Origin of the sequence: Bradyrhizobium sp. AUGA SZCCT0158, from assembly GCF_018130065.1 — a bacterium.
Lineage (GTDB): Bacteria > Pseudomonadota > Alphaproteobacteria > Rhizobiales > Xanthobacteraceae > Bradyrhizobium.
In genome coordinates this window covers 60,078-77,094 of the sequence record NZ_JAFCME010000001.1, presented here as the reverse complement: position 1 = coordinate 77,094, position 17,017 = coordinate 60,078, and the positions used below count along the sequence as shown (strand labels likewise).

The 17,017-nt window shown below is 60.1% G+C and carries 15 protein-coding genes; 8 read left to right on the top strand and 7 right to left on the bottom strand.

The features are described from left to right. Positions 1-13: 13 nt before the first annotated feature. Together JQ574_RS00390 and rpoH are read right to left on the bottom strand one after the other, a co-directional pair. The gene (locus JQ574_RS00390) at positions 14-1,144 is read right to left on the bottom strand and encodes a glycosyltransferase family 4 protein (RefSeq protein ID WP_212275169.1); all 1,131 of its coding nucleotides are present in this window, start codon (positions 1,142-1,144) and stop codon (positions 14-16) included. Between the two features lie 12 nt (positions 1,145-1,156). Further along, positions 1,157-2,062: an RNA polymerase sigma factor RpoH gene (gene rpoH / locus JQ574_RS00385; RefSeq protein WP_212208391.1), complete on the bottom strand. Its 906-nt coding sequence runs from the start codon at positions 2,060-2,062 to the stop codon at positions 1,157-1,159. Positions 2,063-2,712: 650 nt separating this feature from the next. Here rpoH and JQ574_RS00380 point away from each other — a divergent pair. The 3 genes from JQ574_RS00380 (at position 2,713) to JQ574_RS00370 (ending at position 4,417) form a co-directional block, all read left to right on the top strand. Then, on the top strand, positions 2,713-3,198 hold the full coding sequence (locus JQ574_RS00380; RefSeq protein ID WP_212208392.1) for an Hsp20/alpha crystallin family protein: 486 nt from the start codon (positions 2,713-2,715) through the stop codon (positions 3,196-3,198). 131 nt (positions 3,199-3,329) lie between these two features. Then, positions 3,330-3,692 carry an SPW repeat protein gene (locus tag JQ574_RS00375; protein WP_212208393.1) on the top strand — a complete coding sequence of 121 codons (363 nt, stop codon included), beginning with the start codon at positions 3,330-3,332 and terminating at the stop codon, positions 3,690-3,692. A 95-nt stretch (positions 3,693-3,787) separates the two neighbouring features. Continuing rightward, positions 3,788-4,417, top strand: coding sequence for a MarC family protein (locus JQ574_RS00370; protein WP_212208394.1), 630 nt, complete (start codon positions 3,788-3,790; stop codon positions 4,415-4,417). Positions 4,418-4,608: 191 nt separating this feature from the next. On the opposite strand, the gene JQ574_RS00365 is transcribed toward JQ574_RS00370, so the two are convergent. Then, positions 4,609-5,703, bottom strand: a complete 1,095-nt coding sequence (locus tag JQ574_RS00365; protein ID WP_212208395.1) for a sensor histidine kinase — start codon at positions 5,701-5,703, stop codon at positions 4,609-4,611. 538 nt (positions 5,704-6,241) lie between these two features. On the opposite strand from JQ574_RS00365, the gene JQ574_RS00360 reads away from it, so the two are divergent. Then, positions 6,242-7,423 (top strand): MFS transporter, encoded by a 1,182-nt coding sequence (locus tag JQ574_RS00360; RefSeq protein ID WP_212208396.1) that lies wholly within the window; start codon positions 6,242-6,244, stop codon positions 7,421-7,423. Between the two features lie 117 nt (positions 7,424-7,540). Here JQ574_RS00360 and JQ574_RS00355 read toward each other — a convergent pair whose 3' ends face one another. The 3 genes from JQ574_RS00355 to JQ574_RS00345 all read right to left on the bottom strand — a co-directional run bounded on the left by JQ574_RS00355 (position 7,541) and on the right by JQ574_RS00345 (position 10,617). Beyond that, on the bottom strand, positions 7,541-7,891 hold the full coding sequence (locus JQ574_RS00355) for a hypothetical protein (protein ID WP_212208397.1): 351 nt from the start codon (positions 7,889-7,891) through the stop codon (positions 7,541-7,543). A gap of 233 nt (positions 7,892-8,124) precedes the next feature. Continuing rightward, positions 8,125-9,966: an ATP-dependent zinc metalloprotease FtsH gene (gene ftsH / locus JQ574_RS00350; RefSeq protein WP_212275172.1), complete on the bottom strand. Its 1,842-nt coding sequence runs from the start codon at positions 9,964-9,966 to the stop codon at positions 8,125-8,127. Between the two features lie 339 nt (positions 9,967-10,305). Next, a complete protein-coding gene (locus JQ574_RS00345; RefSeq protein WP_212208399.1) occupies positions 10,306-10,617 on the bottom strand; it encodes a hypothetical protein in 312 nt (103 codons plus the stop codon). Positions 10,618-11,152: 535 nt separating this feature from the next. Between JQ574_RS00345 and JQ574_RS00340 the strand changes: the two genes are divergently transcribed. The 3 genes from JQ574_RS00340 to JQ574_RS00330 are packed head-to-tail and all read left to right on the top strand — an operon-like array spanning position 11,153 to position 14,216. Beyond that, a complete protein-coding gene (locus JQ574_RS00340) occupies positions 11,153-12,334 on the top strand; it encodes an NEW3 domain-containing protein (RefSeq protein ID WP_212208400.1) in 1,182 nt (393 codons plus the stop codon). Beyond that, positions 12,331-13,263: an ABC transporter ATP-binding protein gene (locus tag JQ574_RS00335; protein ID WP_212208401.1), complete on the top strand. Its 933-nt coding sequence runs from the start codon at positions 12,331-12,333 to the stop codon at positions 13,261-13,263. Before JQ574_RS00340 ends, JQ574_RS00335 begins: the two co-directional genes overlap by 4 nt. Then, positions 13,260-14,216, top strand: coding sequence for an ABC transporter permease (locus tag JQ574_RS00330; RefSeq protein WP_212208402.1), 957 nt, complete (start codon positions 13,260-13,262; stop codon positions 14,214-14,216). The genes JQ574_RS00335 and JQ574_RS00330 overlap by 4 nt, the downstream gene beginning before the upstream one ends. A 143-nt stretch (positions 14,217-14,359) precedes the next feature. Here the strand turns inward: JQ574_RS00330 and JQ574_RS00325 are convergent, their stop codons facing one another. Further along, complete coding sequence (locus JQ574_RS00325; RefSeq protein WP_212208403.1) at positions 14,360-15,769, bottom strand: Do family serine endopeptidase; 1,410 nt, start codon at positions 15,767-15,769, stop codon at positions 14,360-14,362. A 589-nt stretch (positions 15,770-16,358) separates the two neighbouring features. Between JQ574_RS00325 and greA the strand changes: the two genes are divergently transcribed. After that, positions 16,359-16,832 (top strand): transcription elongation factor GreA, encoded by a 474-nt coding sequence (gene greA / locus JQ574_RS00320; protein ID WP_212208404.1) that lies wholly within the window; start codon positions 16,359-16,361, stop codon positions 16,830-16,832. Positions 16,833-17,017 lie beyond the last annotated feature (185 nt).

Here is a 17,017-nt window from a genome sequence, read left to right as displayed (position 1 = left end):
CCGACTACCGTTTTCAGTTCCCCCTGCGCGCCACCTCGGGAACGGGCGTCCACGCCGTGTCGATTGGTGCCGCCGAACGTGCGGCGCGTGCCAAAATTTGGCGGTCCGGCGCCGCGTTCCTGCGTAGTATCTTCTGGTAGGCCCGGACATAATCAGTCGCCATGCGGGCCGCGGAGAAGCGCTCCTCGAATCTGGAACGGATGGTCCTGCGGTCGAGCGCCAGCAAATTGGGAATGGCCTGCACGGCCTGGTCGACGTCGGACACGATGTGTCCCGTCACCCCATCCTTGACGATCTCGGGGACGGAGCCGCAGCGAAACGCGAGCACCGGCGTGCCGCATGCCATCGCTTCGATCATGACCAGCCCGAACGGCTCGGGCCAGTCGATGGGAAACAGCAAACCGGCCGCCTGGCCGAGAAACTCGCTCTTGGCATTCTCGTTGATCTCGCCGACGAACTCGATTCCCGGTCCCTCTAGCAGCGGCGCAATGACGTCGCGGAAGTAGACGTCGTCCGCCTTGTCGACCTTTGCCGCAATCTTGAGGGGAAGACCGGCTTGCCGCGCAATGGCGATCGCGCGGTCGGGCCGTTTCTCAGGGGAGATGCGCCCCAGAAAAGCAAGGTAACCGCCTCGTGAGTCGTAAGTCGGGGTGAGAATATCCGTCGGCAGTCCATGATGGACGGTTGTGACGAAGTTCGCGCCCGGCAACGGCGCCCGCTGCGCGTTCGAAATCGAAACCAACGGCATGTCGGCAAACCGGCTGTAGAACGGCATGTGGTCGGCGAGGTCCTGCCTGCCATGAAGCGTGGTCAAGGTCCTACCGCGCTCAGACCGGAAATGCGGGAAATGCAGGTAGTCGATGTGGAAGTGCAGAACGTCGAACTCGCCGGCGCGCTCGGCGACCTTGTCGAGCATGACCATGTAGTGGGGCAGGGGGTCGCGTACCTTTGGATCGAGGCGCAATGCACACGGGATGCAGGGCACCAGCTCGGCGGAGGTGATGGAATCTCCGCTCGCGAACAGGGTCACCTGGTGTCCTTGCCGGACAAGTTCCTCGGTCAGATATGAAACGACCCGCTCCGTTCCGCCGTAGAGCCGAGGCGGAACGCTCTCGAATAGCGGAGCGATCTGCGCGATTCTCATCTCGTCTCTCCGTCATTGCGGTTCACCGATCGGCAGGAGCGTCCTATCGAGCCGGGCGCTCAGTGCGCTTCTGATCTTTTGCAGCGCACGAACTTCGATCTGGCGGATCCGTTCGCGCGACACGCCGAAGGTCGGGCGGAGTTCATCCAATGTCTTTGGGCGTTCCGCCAAAAAGCGTCCTTCGATGATGTAACGCTCGCGGGAAGACAGGGCGGCCAGTGCCTCTTCTAGTGCGGACTGGACCTGTTCGCGATCGTTCCTTTCGGATAACAGGGTTTCGGGGTCTGGCGACGGATCAACAAGGCAGTCTTGCATTTGCTCGGCGCCATCCTGCTGGGTCAGCGGCAAGTTGAGCGAAATGTCGCCTCGGATCCTGCCATTCATCTCGACGACCTCGCGGGGAAGGACCTGCAGCTGTTCGGCGATGTAACCAACTTGGTCCGGCGACAGGTCGGCTTCCTCGCCTGCCGAAATCTGGCTCTTGAGTTTCCGGAGCTTGAAAAACAACTTCTTCTGGGCCGCCGTGGTGCCGATTTTCACTAAGGACCAGGATTTCAGAACGTACTCATGAAGGGTCGCCTTGATCCACCACATCGCATAGGTGGCAAGCCGAACGCCTTTTTCGGGTTTGAACCGCTTGACCGCCAGCATCAGGCCGACATTTGCCTCCGAGATAAGGTCGGCGACGGGAAGGCCATAGCCGCGATATCGAAGGGCGAGCTTCGCGGCCAGCCGAAGGTGACTGGTCACCAGGCGATAGGCTGCTTCGCGATCGCCGTCCTCTCGCCAACGGCGCGCGTACATCGCCTCGTCGGCCGGATCCAGCAGCGGAAACTTGCGAATGGCGGCGAGGTAGCGGGGGAGTCCGCCTTCCGAGTGAAGCGGAGGCAGATTTGATACGATTGAGAGGGTGCTCATTTCCAATTCCTCCTCAGAGCAAAGTGGGGTTCGAGCTGCCGGGCATGCACTTGGGCCCAGAAAGGGCGCCCAAGCGTCTCATGCCGCCGGCGTCCAAAAAATGTCGTGGCGCCCGAAAAGTTCCTTCAAGATTTGAATGACGTGGCGACTTGCGGCGGGACCGGTTGTGTGGCGTGCGCTGGGCTGGCGCGGCATGGCATAGCGTGGCTGGTCGCAAGCTACCGCATCCCGTGCGAAGGAGGACGGGCTGTGGGAGGCCTCCGACCGCGGAATAAGGAAAGCGGCAGCGGGGGTCCGAACGCCCGGGGGATCCCGCGCTTGATCGAGTTATGGGTTTCCGAAATGTCGGTCACTCCACTGTGGGGACGGTTCAGGCCGCAATCCTGATCGCTTTGCCGGTGTCGAAAATTGCAATACGCGCGCCGACTGGGATCTTGAAACCAAGCCGAATGCCTCTAGTTCTCTTGGTGTCGCACTGGTTCGGGAAGTGCCGGAGGCGATGAAGCCGCGTCGTATTGCGATCGAAGTCGCCGGCACGAAACCAGCAAATCGAGCAGAAGCAGGCGGCCTAACGGGTTTCCGTTCAAGGCGGTCGGCCACCTGTGCGCGGGCGTGCCCCGCGCGGGTAATAAATCTGAACGGAGGACAATATGGCACTACGCGATCTCATACCGTGGAACAATGGGTCTCGTGATCTCAGTCTGCATCGCAACGAGCCCAATCCGTTCCTCGCACTTCACCGTGAGATGAATCGGCTTTTCGACGATGCGTTCCGCTCGTTCGACATCGCTCCGTTCAGTTCGCAGGCGATGGGTTGGCCAAGCGTCGAACTCAACGAGACCGAAAAGGAAGTCAAGGTCGTCGCCGAACTTCCCGGTCTCCAGGAGAAGGACGTCAATGTCGAACTGAGGGACGGTCTATTGACCATCAGCGGTGAGAAGAAGAGCGAGACCGAGGACAAGGAGCGTCGCTTCAGCGAGCGCTACTACGGGCGCTTTGAGCGCTCCATCCCGATCGATGACGTCGATCCGGACAAGGTCGCAGCGTCGTTCAAGGATGGCGTTCTCACCGTAACGTTGGCGAAGTTGCCGAGCGAACAGCAGAAGGTGAAACGGATTGCCATCAACGGCAAGTAACCGCGGAGCCGGCGGGTGCTCGCGCGCTCGTCCGCACCGGCGGTTTGTCTTCGATCAACCCAGCCGGACCGATCACGGGTTTCGGCTGATCTCGGATTGAGAGTGAAAGGAGCTATGTAAGGAGTTGAGCCATGAACACCGTCTGGAAAAAAGATATGATCGCTGATGTGGCAAATCTTGTGATCGGCCTGGGCCTGTTCTTTTCCCCTTGGGCCGTGGGGTTCTCCGCTGAAAGCCCGATGAACTGGAACGCCTGGCTAAGTGGCATCGTGATCGCCGCGCTTGCTGTAGCAGCCCTGGCAGTGTTTGCGGAGTGGCCGGAGTGGTTAACTCTCGCCGCCGGTGTTTGGGTCGCGGTGTCACCGTGGGTGATGCATTTCTCGCCTAACGCAAACGTCACGCCGCTCCACGTCACCGCCGGAATCCTGGTGGCGGCTGTTGCGGCTTTGCGGCTCTGGTATATGCACCAGAGCGACCCCCGCGTGACGGCTTGATGCTGGCAAGGGAGGCTCTGCCGGCCTCCCTTGTCCTTTGCCGCTGGAAAGCTGCGATCTCTTTCTCCTCGCAAAGATCGCGCGAGACGCCCGTCATGCTCTCGGATTTTACGATCACCGCCTTTGCAACTTTATTCGTAGCGATCGGACCGATCGATACGGCGATCGTGTTTGGTGGCCTGACGGCAGGTGTTCACCGGCCGGAACGGTTTCGGTTAGCATGGCAGGCCGTGCTGATCGCCGGAATAGTCCTGTTGGGTTTTGCGCTCTTCGGCAACCGGCTGTTGGAAGCACTGCGGGTTTCCCTGGATGCCTTTCGAGTTGCAGGTGGCATCTTGCTGTTGTTGCAGGCCATCCAGATGATCTTCGCCCATCCTTCGGGCCTGTCCTCGCTCACTGCACTTGAACGGCGCGAGGCATTGGAGCCAGGCGACATCGCGATTTTCCCCCTGGCGTTCCCGGTCATCGCCGGACCGGCCGGCCTCACGGCGGTCGTGCTACTTATGGGGCAAGCCGCCGGTGATCCGGTCGGCTCAGTGATAGTATTGGCGGCTATGCTGCTTTGCCTTTTGCTAACGTACTTTGGGATGATCTTCACCGACGTCTTGCACCGGGTACTGAAGGCTACCGGCTCCAATGTGTTGGCGAGACTTGCCGGCGTTATTCTGGCTACCCTTGCGGTTCAATTCATATTCGATGGTATCCGAGGCGCTCGGCTTGTATAGGTGCTTGGAAAAACCAAGGCTTGGTCCGTTGCTCGGTGTGGTGCCGGCGGATCAGCGACCAAGCGAGAATAGTTATTGTCGATAGCTTTATCGCAGGAGACTGGCCGCCGGCCGTCTTTATACGGCGCCTGAATTGTGAGGCGCGTCGCCACGGAGCTGGCGGCCCCACCGTATGGATGAATGCGCTCTGCTCATTTATCGCTCTGGTCCAACAAAAATGAGACGGTGCATTCTATTCCATCGGAACCGAACGTTCGCTCGAATTGCCCGTGCAACATATGCGGTATCGATTTCTCAAGAAACTCCGAACCGAAGCCCCGCCGGGCCGGCTGGTGTGCGATTGGGCTCGCGCGCTCGCGCCAACGGAGTTGGAACTCATTTTCATGGCCGCGATCATGAGCGTCCCACGATATCTCAATATGACCGTTCTCCGTGGACAGCGCGCCGTGCTTAACGGCGTTTGTGGCAAGCTCGTGTATTGCCATCGACAACACCTCGGCCTGTTTTGCAGGAATCGAAATTGCCGGGCCGCATTGACTAAGGTTCTCGCCTTCGATAGCGCCGTGCACCGAGAGCTCCTGCGAGAGAAGCTCGCGGATATCGATCGTGCTCGTATTGGTCCGGCTTAATAAAGCATGAGTGCGCGCAATCGTAGCCAATCTGTCCTCAAAAGCTTTTGCAAACTCGTCAAGGTTCTGGCTCTTGGCGCGCGTCCTCCGGGCGATGGCTTGGATGGTCGCCAGCATGTTGTTGATGCGATGCTGAAGCTCGTGACCGAGCATTTCCTGCCTGAGTGCTCGCTCCGCCAATTCTCGCTGGATCCTCACTCGGTCGATAGCGGAAGCCAATAGATTGGCGTAGTTCTGAAGAAAATCGATATCGTCTTGCTCGAATTTCCGGAGCTGCCGCGAGTCAACCTCAAGCACACCAAATGGGCCGCCCTCACCACGAATAACAACATTGACGGTGCTCCTGACGCGATGCTCGATCAGGAGCTCGGGAATTTCGAACCGATCCTCCCGTTCGGTATCTTCTGTGATCACCGGCTGGTTCGTGTGCAGGGCATATCCGGCCGGCGAGCCCTCATGCGCGGGTATTTCGGCGTGCCCTACCACGCCGGGGTTCCAGTTGACCCCGGCGCGTACCAGCAAATTCTCGCCGCCTGGGACGAGCTCCAGCACTTTCACTAGCTCAACATCGATGGCATCAGAGACCAGCCTGGTTGCCTCTTGTAAAAGGCCGTCTATGTCATCGCTGCGCAAAGCTTGCTTGCCGAACTCGGACAATGTGGAGACTTGTCTCCGAAGCTTATGCGCTTCCGAATGGGGCACTTTTCGCAGCTCCCGTAAATCGGATAAAGTCTTATGGCCCGCTGCAGGTTCCAACGGCGAATCTCCTGACCGTTAGCCACGGGAATGAACCGCTTGCGCGGGATGAGAGGGGAGCGTTGCCGTGCCAACCAGCGGCACCTTGTCGCGCGGACCCTTGCCGACAGAGGCAGCGGAGGGACGTCGAGGCGCCGCGCGGATATCAATGGATTGGCCCGCTGCCAAAGTCACTTCTGGCGCCTGCCTCAAGGCGTTTTGCGCATACACTTAAATTAGAAAGAGCGAGCGTCGTTTCAATCCTCAGATGCAACCGCGCGCCGGCTCTGGGGATCGCTGAAGCCGAAAATCCTACTCCAGCTATCGCCACAGTTCCTAAGGCAGGGCTCCCCGGTGGACTCCCGCAGAGGTGCGTCCGCGCAAATTGTGCAGATCTGATGTAGTATGCAATCTCTTGCTCGTGTCGCATCCACGAACGAGGCCCTTTTGGGTAGCCGCCGTGCGCATCAGTAGACCGATCGCGTACATTGTTCTTTACGTCACGCTCTACGCTGCGTTTGGCGTGGCGTCGCCCTTTTGGCCAAAATTTTTCGAAACGCGAGCTCTAACTCCTCAGCAAATCGGTCTGATACTAGGGGCTGCAATCTTAGTGCGCCTTGCCGCTGGCCCGTTGGTAGGAATTCTGGCCGATCTTTTGGGATCATTACGCCTTCTGCTTGCAACCTGCGCTGCGCTGGCAGCTGCTACAGCCGCCGCATTCTTGTTGGCAAATACCTTTTGGTTACTGTTCCTTATTGCTCTAGTTCAAGCTGCAGCACTTACCCCCACGACGTCGATTGCCGACGCGTTATCAGTTAACGCCGCAAAGCCTGAGATCGCAGGAAAGCCCTTTGAATATGGCTGGATACGTGGCTCTGGGTCGGCGGCATTCGTATTGGGAACGCTGGTCATCGGACAGTTAGTAAGCCACCACGATCTTACCCCGATCATCTGGATGAATGTGGCCCTTCTGGCGGCGGCAGCCGGGGCAACAGCACTGCTGCCCCGCGTTACTATTCAGCCGGCACCTCATGACGGACCACCCGTCCTCGCCGATCTGCGTGGGCTTCTTAAGATCCCGAGGTTTCGGTTCCTGGTTTTAGTTTCAGCTCTGGTCTACGGGAGCCACGCAATGCACGACGCATTTGCTGTGATCAGGTGGAGTGCTGCTGGCATCGATACCTCGATCATAAGCGTCCTGTGGTCGGACGCGGTAGCGGCAGAAGTCATCGTGTTTTTTCTAGTTGGTCCGGCCTTGCTCGATCGGTTCGGCGCGCGTGGTGCGGCTGCTCTGGCCGCCGCGGCTGGAATCATACGGTGGTCCATCGAGGGCGTGAGCACCTCCGTTCTAGTGCTCTCAATTCTACAGCCGCTACACGGATTGACCTTCGCCCTGCTTCATCTTGCATGCATGCGTATGATGGCCTCACTAGTTCCAAGCGGGACGGCCGGAACGGCCCAAGCCCTTTATGCCTTTGGCTCAGCTTTGGCGACTGCCGCACTGACTTTGTTGTCAGGGATTCTCTATGCCAGGTTTGGCGCCACGGCCTTCTTTCCGATGGCCCTTCTTTGCGGCGTCGCTCTCCCGTGCGCGTGGTTTGGCTTCTCTGATATCCGGGACCGGTCAACCGACGCGGCTTGATCCGGGGGGAGGCGGCCAAATGGGCAGTTCGCAGGTGACCAGGGCACGCTGAGCTGGCGGTCGAATGTCACGTGTTGGGCGCAGAGGAAAGGTGTTCGTTAAAAAATTCTCCAGCTCTTACCTTTCGTTTAGCGTCAGAAAGGCGGTCCAAGCGGCCGTCGCCAAAATTTGAGATGGTTTTCGGCGGCAAGCCCTTTCCACCTCGGCCATCATCGTATCCGTATCTGCGGTAGATTGTTTCTGGTCGCTCGCCGCCGCCACATAGTTCAACCCGCTCGAAAATCCCTCAATCCACAGAGTGATTTCTCGTTTACGGTCCTGAGCTGACTGAAGGATATCGCAGCGCTCGGCGCCCAAGCCGAAAATATTGATGCGAACTCGAGTGCCTTCCGCGTTCGAGCGCAAAGATAATCCAATCGTCAGAGCGATGATCGCGGCCAGTAAGGTCCGCTGAAACGTGGTGCACATCGATCCTTTCCAAATATGCACGCTCGACCCTTATCGCGGTTATCACTGGGGCCAGTTCCGACCAACGCGCCCGGACCGCCTTTGGCAAATGAAGAAAGAGCAAATCGCGATCTGGTTTCAACAGGAAGCCGAGAATTTGTCTGCCGACCTCGTGGCTGACTGCGCGGAGCCGCCAAATGACGGGTTGATTTCTCGTTAGAGAAACTCCCGCGAGATTGCGGCGCGGCCACCTCCTAGACAGCCCGTAGCCCCTCCTTGGGCGTTTCCCGCACCAGCGCATCGAGGTCGCTCTGCTCGAACGTTTCCTTTTCCAATAGGGTCCGGGCCGCCCGGTCCAATATCGCGCGGCGCGCCTTCAAGAGGCTCTGCGCACGCTGAAATACCCGATCAATGATGGCGCGGACCTCATGATCTACCGCAGCGGCGGTCTCTTCGGCGTATTCGCGTTCGCGCGCAGGATATGGCCGGTCAGGGCCGGCGAGGAAATTGCCTGGCTCCCGGTCGTAGGCGATGCTGCCGAGCTTTTCCGACATGCCGTAGCGGGTGACCATACTGCGGGCTATGTCGGTGACGCGGCGAAGGTCGTCGGCCGCCCCTGTCGATAGATGCTCGAAGACGATCAGTTCCGCTGCGCGGCCACCCAGCAGGACCGCCATCTTGTTCTCCAACTCTTCCTTGGTCATCAGGAAGCGATCCTCGATCGGGCGCTGGATGGTATAGCCGAGCGCTCCGACCCCCCTTGGAATAATCGATACCTTGTGCACGGGGTCGACGCCTGGCAATGAAAGCGCGATCAGGGCGTGGCCCATTTCGTGATAGGCCACGATTTCGCGTTCCTTGGGATTGAGCAACCGGTTGCGCTTTTCCAGCCCAGCGACCATGCGCTCGACTGCGTTGTTGAAATCGGTCATCGCGACCGCATCGGCCCCGCGGCGGGTTGCCAGTAGCGCGGCTTCATTGACGAGATTGGCGAGGTCGGCGCCAGTGAAGCCGGGCGTCATCGCCGCTACGGCTTCGGCGTCGAAGCCGGGCGCGAGCTGCACCTTTTTCATGTGCACCTTGAGAATTTCGGTGCGGCCCTTCCGGTCCGGACGGTCCACCAGCACCTGGCGGTCGAAGCGGCCTGCGCGCAGCAGTGCCGGATCGAGGATCTCGGGGCGGTTGGTGGCGGCGAGTATGACGAGGCCTGAGCGTGAGTCGAAGCCGTCGAGTTCGACCAGGAGCTGGTTCAGGGTCTGCTCCTTTTCGTCATGGCCGCCGGCGAACGCCCCGATGCCGCGGGCGCGGCCGAGGGCATCCAGCTCATCGATGAAGATGATGGCGGGAGCCTTCTGGTGCGCCTGCTGAAAGAGATCGCGGACTCGGGCCGCTCCGACGCCGATGAACATCTCGACGAATTCCGAGCCGGAGATCGAGAAGAACGGGACCTTCGCCTCCCCGGCGATAGCCTTCGCCAACAGCGTCTTGCCGGTGCCGGGCGGTCCGACCAGCAGCACACCCTTGGGCATCCGGCCACCGAGCCGGCCATACCCTGCCGGATTCTTGAGAAAATCGACGATTTCGCGCAGTTCGTCCTTGGCCTCGTCAACGCCGGCAACATCAGCGAACGTTACGCCGGTATTGGATTCGACATAGATCTTCGCCTTGCTCTTGCCAATGGCCATCAGCCCGCCGCCAAAGCCTCCGCCCTCCGCGGCGCGCTTGCCGATATACCACCACAGGCCGAAGAACAGCAGCACCGGCATGACCCATGACAACAGGTCGCGCATAAAGGTGCTCTCGATCTGACCGGTGAAGATGACGCCGGCTTTCTCGAGCTCCTCTGCGATCCCATGGTCCACGCGCGTAGTAGCGAACTGCTTTTGTCCGCTGGGCAAAGGCTCTTTCAGCGTGCCCTGCAATATGCGATCGGATATCCCGACCGTCGCAACCTTTCCCTGCTTCAGCAATTGCTGATATTCGCTGTAAGGGATGATGGCGACCTGGCTGGCTGCCGAAACGATGTACTGTATGAGAAGGATCGCAGCGACCGCCGCGATCGCGTAGCCGACATTGAAACGGGTATTATTCTTCATGCTGCGAACCGCTGTTGATGCGATCGAACTCCGCACGGGCTGCATGGATCATAATTCTCATGTTCACATCTCGTTTGAAAATCTCAGCGTGCCGGCAGCGCAACGGTCGGCCCGATCCGTTCGTTAGGATCCAGCCATCCGCGCGACAGCATATGAACTAGGAGCATGCGAATAGGTTTCAAACACCCTGAGCGATGAGGGCGCGCAACTAGCCGGTCCCCGCTTTTCCTGCCCGGTGCTTCCGGGTCGGCGCGCCCAGTCCGCTGCGATGCGGGCAGGGTGGTAGCCGTCGGGCTTGGGTCGGGCGCCAATACTCTTCACGCGTTGCACTAAGGTTGCTCACCGCCGTGCGGTTTGCTCGACGAACTGATGCAGCGAATAGGGCAGTTCGCCGCCGCGATCGGCGCAGCGCTGGCTCAGTTTATTCGCTATTTCCTCGGAAACGTCACGTACCCAGCCCTCCGCGAGATTAAAGCGAATGATGCGGACCGGATTGCTGTATTGGCCTTCCAACAAATCCTCGATGACAGCTTCAAGGCTAGTGTCTTCGAGGTTTGTCTCTCGCCAAGCACACCCCATTGGGCCGAAGTCGTCGAGCACGAGATAGACGTCCTGGTCTATGACGGGGACAATCGAGGGTGACTCACGCATTACCCACTCCACGCAACTAAAAGCGATTCAAAAGACGGGGGCTAGAATGGTTCCTTCAAAGCAAAAGGGGCCTTTGTTATCGGTGGCCAGTGCAGGGGTCCGGGAATGAGTCCCCGGCGGAGGACGCGGGGTTAAGAAATGGCCGTAAGAAGTCCTGGACAGGCTGCCGACGAGGTGAGTGCCGGTCTGCGTGACGTTGAGGTCCTGTGCGACAGAGATAAAAGCCCCTGCCGTGGGTTGACCCGAGAGGGCGATGAGCGACGCGTCTGTTCGAGATGCGACAAAAAGTTCGCGCAGCCTGTCTTGACGAAAACAACGTTCGCCCTAAGTCGTTTCTCGTCCGGCGACTTCAAGTCGGGGCCGCCAATGACATCGCGGATTCGAATTGCCGGGTGCAACGCATTTCGCCCGATGCTCTGCATACGGAGCGTGCATGAAGCGTAGCTAACGCGGTCTGCGGAAGAAAGGAGAGAGCCGCGCGGTGCCCGATAAGATGCGGATCGGTTTGCACCCCGAAGGACAAAATGAGGATACCATGAGATCGTTCACGCGCGGCGCGCGCTTTCTTCTGTTCGTCGTACTGGCGACTTTGATCGGTCCGGCTGCCTCTCTGGCCGCGGAAACTTCCCCACCCCTTACCGGCCTTTGGATCACGACCCCGCATCCCGAATTCTCGCTGAAGCCGGGCGAGGCCGGATCAATCCAGATCTCCGTCCGAAACGCGCACCAGCCCCCGCAACGGTTCGGGCTAGGCCTCGAGGGCGTCCCGGAGGGCTGGGAAGCGGCATTCAAGGGCGGTGGGAGACAAGTCTCGGCGGTGATGGTGGGCCCCGACGAGACCGAGCGTCTTACGCTCGAACTGAAGCCACCCGTCGGCATCTCCGGCGGCACTTTCGCGCTCAAGGTCAACGCCAGGCAGGACGGACAGACGATCTCATTGCCTCTGAGCGTCAGGCTTTCGGAAGCGGCTTCCGGCAAGCTCACGCTGGAACCTGAGCTGCCGGCCCTGCGCGGGACGCCTCGTTCGACCTTCAGCTTCCGGATCAAGGCCACTAACGGCGGCTCCGATCAGTCGCTGTTTAACCTGTCGGCGCGAACGCCCGAGGGCTTTCAGGCAAAATTCAAGCGAGGTTACGGCGCGGAGGAAATTACCGGGCTGCCGATTAGCCCCGGCAGTTCCGAAAACATTACGCTCGACGTCGTGCCTTCACGCGCCGCGGCTGCCGGCCGTTATCCGATCGCGATACGTCTGTCGGGCGGTGACAAATCCGCCGAGACCACATTGAGCCTGGAAGTCACCGGTGAACCGCAATTGCGAATGGTCGGTCCGCAGGAGCGCCTCTCCGGCGATGCCGTCGCGGGACAGGAATCGAGCTTCCCCTTCACGCTTGTCAATGGAGGGTCGGCGCCTGCGACCGATATCGAGATGTCCGCTTCGCCGCCGTCAGGCTGGAGCGTCACCTTCGAGCCGAAGCAGATCGCGAGCATCGCGCCGAACCAGACGCGAGAAGTGAATGTAAAAATCAAGCCTTCCGAGCGGGCGGTTGCCGGGGACTATATGGTCACGCTGCGCAGCGGCGGCGGCGGGCTGTCCGAATCGGTGCAATTTCGAACGACAGTGCGAACCTCAACCACTTGGGGCGTTGCCGGGCTCGGTGTCATTGCCGCTGCCGTGCTGGTCCTCGGCGGCGCCGTGATGCGGTATGGACGGCGATGAGCGAGGAATTCGTTATCGAGGCGAAAGGTCTTGCCAAGCAATATGGTCCGCATGTCGCCGTGGACGGCATCGACCTGCAAGTCCGCGCCGGTGAGGTGATCGGTCTACTTGGCCCGAACGGCGCCGGCAAGACGACGACGATTCTGATGTTGCTGGGACTGACCGAATCCACGCGGGGGAGCGTCCAGATCCTCGGCAAGGACCCGTTGCGGCGGCCCCTCGAGGTGAAGCGCGAGGTCGGATATCTGCCGGATTCCGTCGGCTTCTATGAGACTATGACGGGCCGCGAGAACCTTACGTATATGGCTCGGCTTGCCGCTATCCCGCGCGGGGTCGTGGGCGAGCGCATCAACAGCGTTCTCGCCGCCGTTCACCTGCTCGAGGTTGCCGACCGTCCGGTCGCCACATATTCGCGCGGCATGCGGCAGAGGCTCGGCATTTCCGAACTGCTGATGCGTCAATGCCGGATCGCCATCCTGGACGAGCCGACCTCTGGGCTGGATCCGCAATCGACCCGGGAACTGCTCGACCTGATCCAGAAGCTCAGCCGCGGCGGGATGACGATTCTGCTGTCATCGCATATGCTCGATGTTGTTCAGACCGTCTGCCACCGGATCGCGCTTTTCAACAAGGGCAGGATTGGCTTCTTCGGAACGATCGAGCAACTGGCCGCCAAGATCGGCGGTGGCACATATGTCATCGATGTCGAGGCGGAGGGAATCGATCTTTCCGCGCTCGCTACCACCGTCGAAGGTGTCAAGAACGTCATGGCGGTGAACGGGCATTGGCAATGCGAGGCCGTGCGCGATGTTCGGCCGCAGCTCGCGCAGCGGATCGTCGCCGCAGGCGGTGCGCTCCGCAACCTCGACCTGCGTCGGGCTAGGCTCGATGAAGCCTATGGCCGGTATTTCCGGGAGGTTCACCAATGATCGTGCGTGAGGGCTCTCCGTTCCGCGGCGTCGGCGTCATTGCGCTCAAGGAGGCGGCCGATCACTTGACCAGCGCGCGCTTGCACCTGATCATGGGCCTCGTCCTGTTGACAGCGATCGGGGCGGTCTATGGCGCGATCGGCCGCATCAAGGATACCACGGCCGAGGACGCGTATCTGTTCCTGAAGCTTTTCACGGTGGCGCGCGAGCCCTTGCCTTCATTTGCCGCGTTTCTCGGCTTCCTGCTACCGCTGGTAGCCATCGCGCTTGGCTTCGATGCGATCAACGGCGAATACAACCGCCGCACCATGAGCCGGCTGCTGGCACAGCCGATCTATCGCGACGCAGTACTATTCGGAAAGTTTATCGGAGCACTTCTTGTCATCGCCATCGCGCTGCTTACGCTGTGGCTGCTAATGACCGGGCTCGGTATTCTGTTTCTCGGACTGCCACCAACGGCAGCCGACGTCGTTCGCAGTCTGGCCTACCTCGCAGCGACCCTTGCCTGCGCGGGCGTTTGGCTTGCGCTCGCCATCGCATTTTCGGCTGTCATTCGATCACCGGCAACGTCGGCGCTCGCCGCGTTATCAGTGTGGCTGATTCTCACGGTCTTTTGGGGAATGATCGCACCCTTGCTTGCCGGCGTCATCGCGCCAATGGATCCGCTCGATCCTTCTACAGTGCTTGCGCAATTTGAAGCTCAGCAATCAATCGCGCGGCTTTCGCCGCAAACACTCTATGCTGAAATCACCGCCATATTGCTTGACCCCGCAGCGCGTTCAGTTGGACCATTTTTCATGTCGCAGCTTCAGGGCGCATTGTACGGAGCGCCTTTGCCGACGATGGAAAGCGCGCTGATCATCTGGCCGCAGCTTTCGGCTCTGGTCGCCGCGATGATCCTGTTGTTCACGCTCGCCTATGTCGCCTTTCAACGGCAGGAGGTGCGCGCCTGAGTGTCATGTCGAACGCTGTTGCCGTTTGGCGGAGCCGGCTTTCAGCGTTGTAAGGGCGTTTTCAGCCCTGGCTGCAGGTCCGACAAGCCACGTGGAATCATCCCTGGGGGTTCTAGAAAGGATACACGCGATAGCTCCTTCGTTCAGGAGATTGCGAAAAAGAGCGACTGGCCATCGCGATTAATGCGCACCAAAAGGGGTCTGTTCTCCTTGCGCGCCTTTGCCCATTCTTCGGCCAGGTCCGGGGGCTGAGCGACGGAGCGATTATTGGCCGTCACGATCACGTCACCGGGTCGGATCCCGCTCTCGGCCGCTGGTGTGCCGGGTTCGACATCGCCGACCACCAACCCCGAATCGACGCCAAGGCGCCGCCGCGCGGCATCCGACATCGGTCCGAGACTTAATCCAAGCCGTTTGCCGTCCTTGTCAGAGTTTTCCCAGGCGCCCGTCCGAGCCGAGAGATCCTGTTGGCGCTGCCCAATAGCGAGCGTGATCTCCTGCGTCTTACCGTTTCGGACCACCGTAAGCGGGGTCTGCGTCCCGGGCTTCATTTCTCCGACGGCCCGAGAAAGAGCGCGCGGTCCCTCAATGGTCTGATTTCCAATGTGAGTGATCACGTCGCCGATCTTGATCCCGGCGTCGTCCGCGGGGCTGCCTGCCTCCACCGCGGCAACAAGTGCCCCCTTGGTATCGGGCCGGCCCAGCGCTTGGGCGATCCCGGTCGTCAATTCCTGCAGGCGAATGCCGACGTAGCCCCGCTCGACCTTACCCGTCCGGATGAGCTGATCCGCGACCGCCTGCGCGGTCCGCGACGGCACCGCAAATCCGATGCCTACGTTGACACCAACCGGCGAAAAGATCGCCGTATTGACGCCGATCACCTCGCCCGCGGCGTTGAACAGCGGGCCCCCCGAGTTGCCTTGGTTGATCGAGGCGTCGGTCTGCAGAAAATCGTCATATGAGCCGGCTTGGATGTCGCGTGCCCGCGCCGACAGCACCCCGACAGTGACCGTGCCGCCGAGGCCGAAGGGGCTGCCGATCGCGATGGTCCACGCCCCGGGCTCCATTTTGTCGGAATCGCCCCAGGTTGCGACGGCGATACCGGGACGCGGCTCGATCTTGAGCACTGCAATATCGGTGGACGGATCCCGACCGATTAGCTTCGCCGGGACATCGGTCTTGTCTGTGAAACGGACATGGATCTCGCTGGCTTTATCCACCACGTGGTTGTTAGTCACGATGTGACCCTCGGCACTGACAATGAACCCCGAGCCTAGCGCCGTCCGCGCCTGCGTACGAGGTTCGCCGAAGCGACGCCGAAATAGGTCACCGAACGGCAGGTCGTCCGGCAGCCCGCGCGCCTCGTTTTCTATCATCTGCTTCGTGAGAATCGCGACGACGGCGGGCATCTTATTTCGCACAACCGCAGTAAAGTCGGTTGGAACCGGGGCCGGCTGGGCAAAGACCGGTGTCTTCACCGACGCGAGCGCGCTCACGGCAAGAGCGCTCGCAACTAGGGTACCCAATAACTGCGTTCTCAGATGGCGGGTCATGTGGCGTTTCCTTTCTGAGCAGATTCGATCCGCCCCGCTCGAAAACTCGGCGGAGCTTTGCTCTACGGGTAACGTCGCTCTGCGCGAGCAGTTGCGTTGTTGGAAGCGCCGCGGCGTTTTGACCGAATGGAGGGGATGCTCTTCAGGTGAGCTGCTTTAAGGACGATAGGGGCAGCGGTGCGTTTCCTGCCTCCGACAAAGGGAAGTCAGGCCGCACCGTTCGCCTGACGGCGGTATCTGTACCTTTGCTCGCAGGTTGCGCGGGCCATATCGCCGCTCGGCTTCCGCATCTTCAGCCAGTTGGGATAGATGCTTGGGCAATGTCTAGCTTTTGCCGTTTCGGGCGGGGGGCTATTTCAACGGTAACTTGTTCAGCATAGGAACCATCTCATTCGGCAGGAATCGATTCCGAGCCGTCGGCCGTGAACCTCCAAGCCCGCGCCGCCGGTGAGCGGCCTTGGCAGCGTGGCGTATTGGCTGGGGTCGCTCTTGTTTAAGACCCGGTCATCGGAGTTGATTGCATCCGGCAGCCGCATGCGTTGCTTAGGATGGGCCGGGCAAGAAGAGATATTCAAGGTATGGACGGCCAATGAACAAACTGCCCATGACACGTGAAGGCTTCGCAGCTCTTAAAGAAGAGCTAGGGCAATGCCATCGGGAGCGACCGTACATTGCGGAACGCATCAGGGAAGCTATCGCGGACGAACCAAATCTGCCCGAGAATGCGGCTTATCAAGCCGCTAAATCTCAGCAAGAAATCAATGAGGCTCGCATTGCGGAACTCCAGGATAAGCTTGCTCGGGCCGAAATAATCGCCGTCTCGGAGCTCTCCGGCGACACCGTCAAATTCGGTGCAACTGTGACACTTATCGACGAAGAAACTCGCAAAAAGCGGCGATGGCAAATTGTCGGTGAGCCCGAAGCCGATGCAAAAAAGGGCAAGATTTCAGTTTTTTCGCCGCTTGCCCGCGCTTTAATTGGACAGACCAAAAATGCGTCCGTGGAGGTCCAGACGCCCAGCGGTTTTAAGACTTACAGGATCGACAACGTGGAATGGTGCTGAGGGCGGGGCCCGGGCATAGGTCTTCTTAACGCCGACGCCTGCGGGCCATTCAGGCATTCGGCACGCAAGGCGCATCGGAGAATTGTCTTAGTCTGTCAGGCGCGTGCCCTAACCTCATCCATTGCAGGACGGCCTCCGCCAACACCGCGGCACAGCGCGGATTCGCGCCGAGACCAGGCTGCGGC

Coding starts and splice junctions, on each gene's coding strand:
- JQ574_RS00335 (WP_212208401.1), top strand. CDS start 12,331: ATGAGCGAGGAATTCGTTATCGAGGCGAAAGGTCTTGCCAAGCAATAT.
- JQ574_RS00330 (WP_212208402.1), top strand. CDS start 13,260: ATGATCGTGCGTGAGGGCTCTCCGTTCCGCGGCGTCGGCGTCATTGCG.
- JQ574_RS00390 (WP_212275169.1), bottom strand. CDS start 1,144: ATGAGAATCGCGCAGATCGCTCCGCTATTCGAGAGCGTTCCGCCTCGG.
- JQ574_RS00375 (WP_212208393.1), top strand. CDS start 3,330: ATGAACACCGTCTGGAAAAAAGATATGATCGCTGATGTGGCAAATCTT.
- JQ574_RS00370 (WP_212208394.1), top strand. CDS start 3,788: ATGCTCTCGGATTTTACGATCACCGCCTTTGCAACTTTATTCGTAGCG.
- JQ574_RS00340 (WP_212208400.1), top strand. CDS start 11,153: ATGAGATCGTTCACGCGCGGCGCGCGCTTTCTTCTGTTCGTCGTACTG.
- greA (WP_212208404.1), top strand. CDS start 16,359: ATGAACAAACTGCCCATGACACGTGAAGGCTTCGCAGCTCTTAAAGAA.
- ftsH (WP_212275172.1), bottom strand. CDS start 9,966: ATGAAGAATAATACCCGTTTCAATGTCGGCTACGCGATCGCGGCGGTC.
- JQ574_RS00325 (WP_212208403.1), bottom strand. CDS start 15,769: ATGACCCGCCATCTGAGAACGCAGTTATTGGGTACCCTAGTTGCGAGC.
- JQ574_RS00380 (WP_212208392.1), top strand. CDS start 2,713: ATGGCACTACGCGATCTCATACCGTGGAACAATGGGTCTCGTGATCTC.
- JQ574_RS00345 (WP_212208399.1), bottom strand. CDS start 10,617: ATGCGTGAGTCACCCTCGATTGTCCCCGTCATAGACCAGGACGTCTAT.
- JQ574_RS00355 (WP_212208397.1), bottom strand. CDS start 7,891: ATGTGCACCACGTTTCAGCGGACCTTACTGGCCGCGATCATCGCTCTG.
- rpoH (WP_212208391.1), bottom strand. CDS start 2,062: ATGAGCACCCTCTCAATCGTATCAAATCTGCCTCCGCTTCACTCGGAA.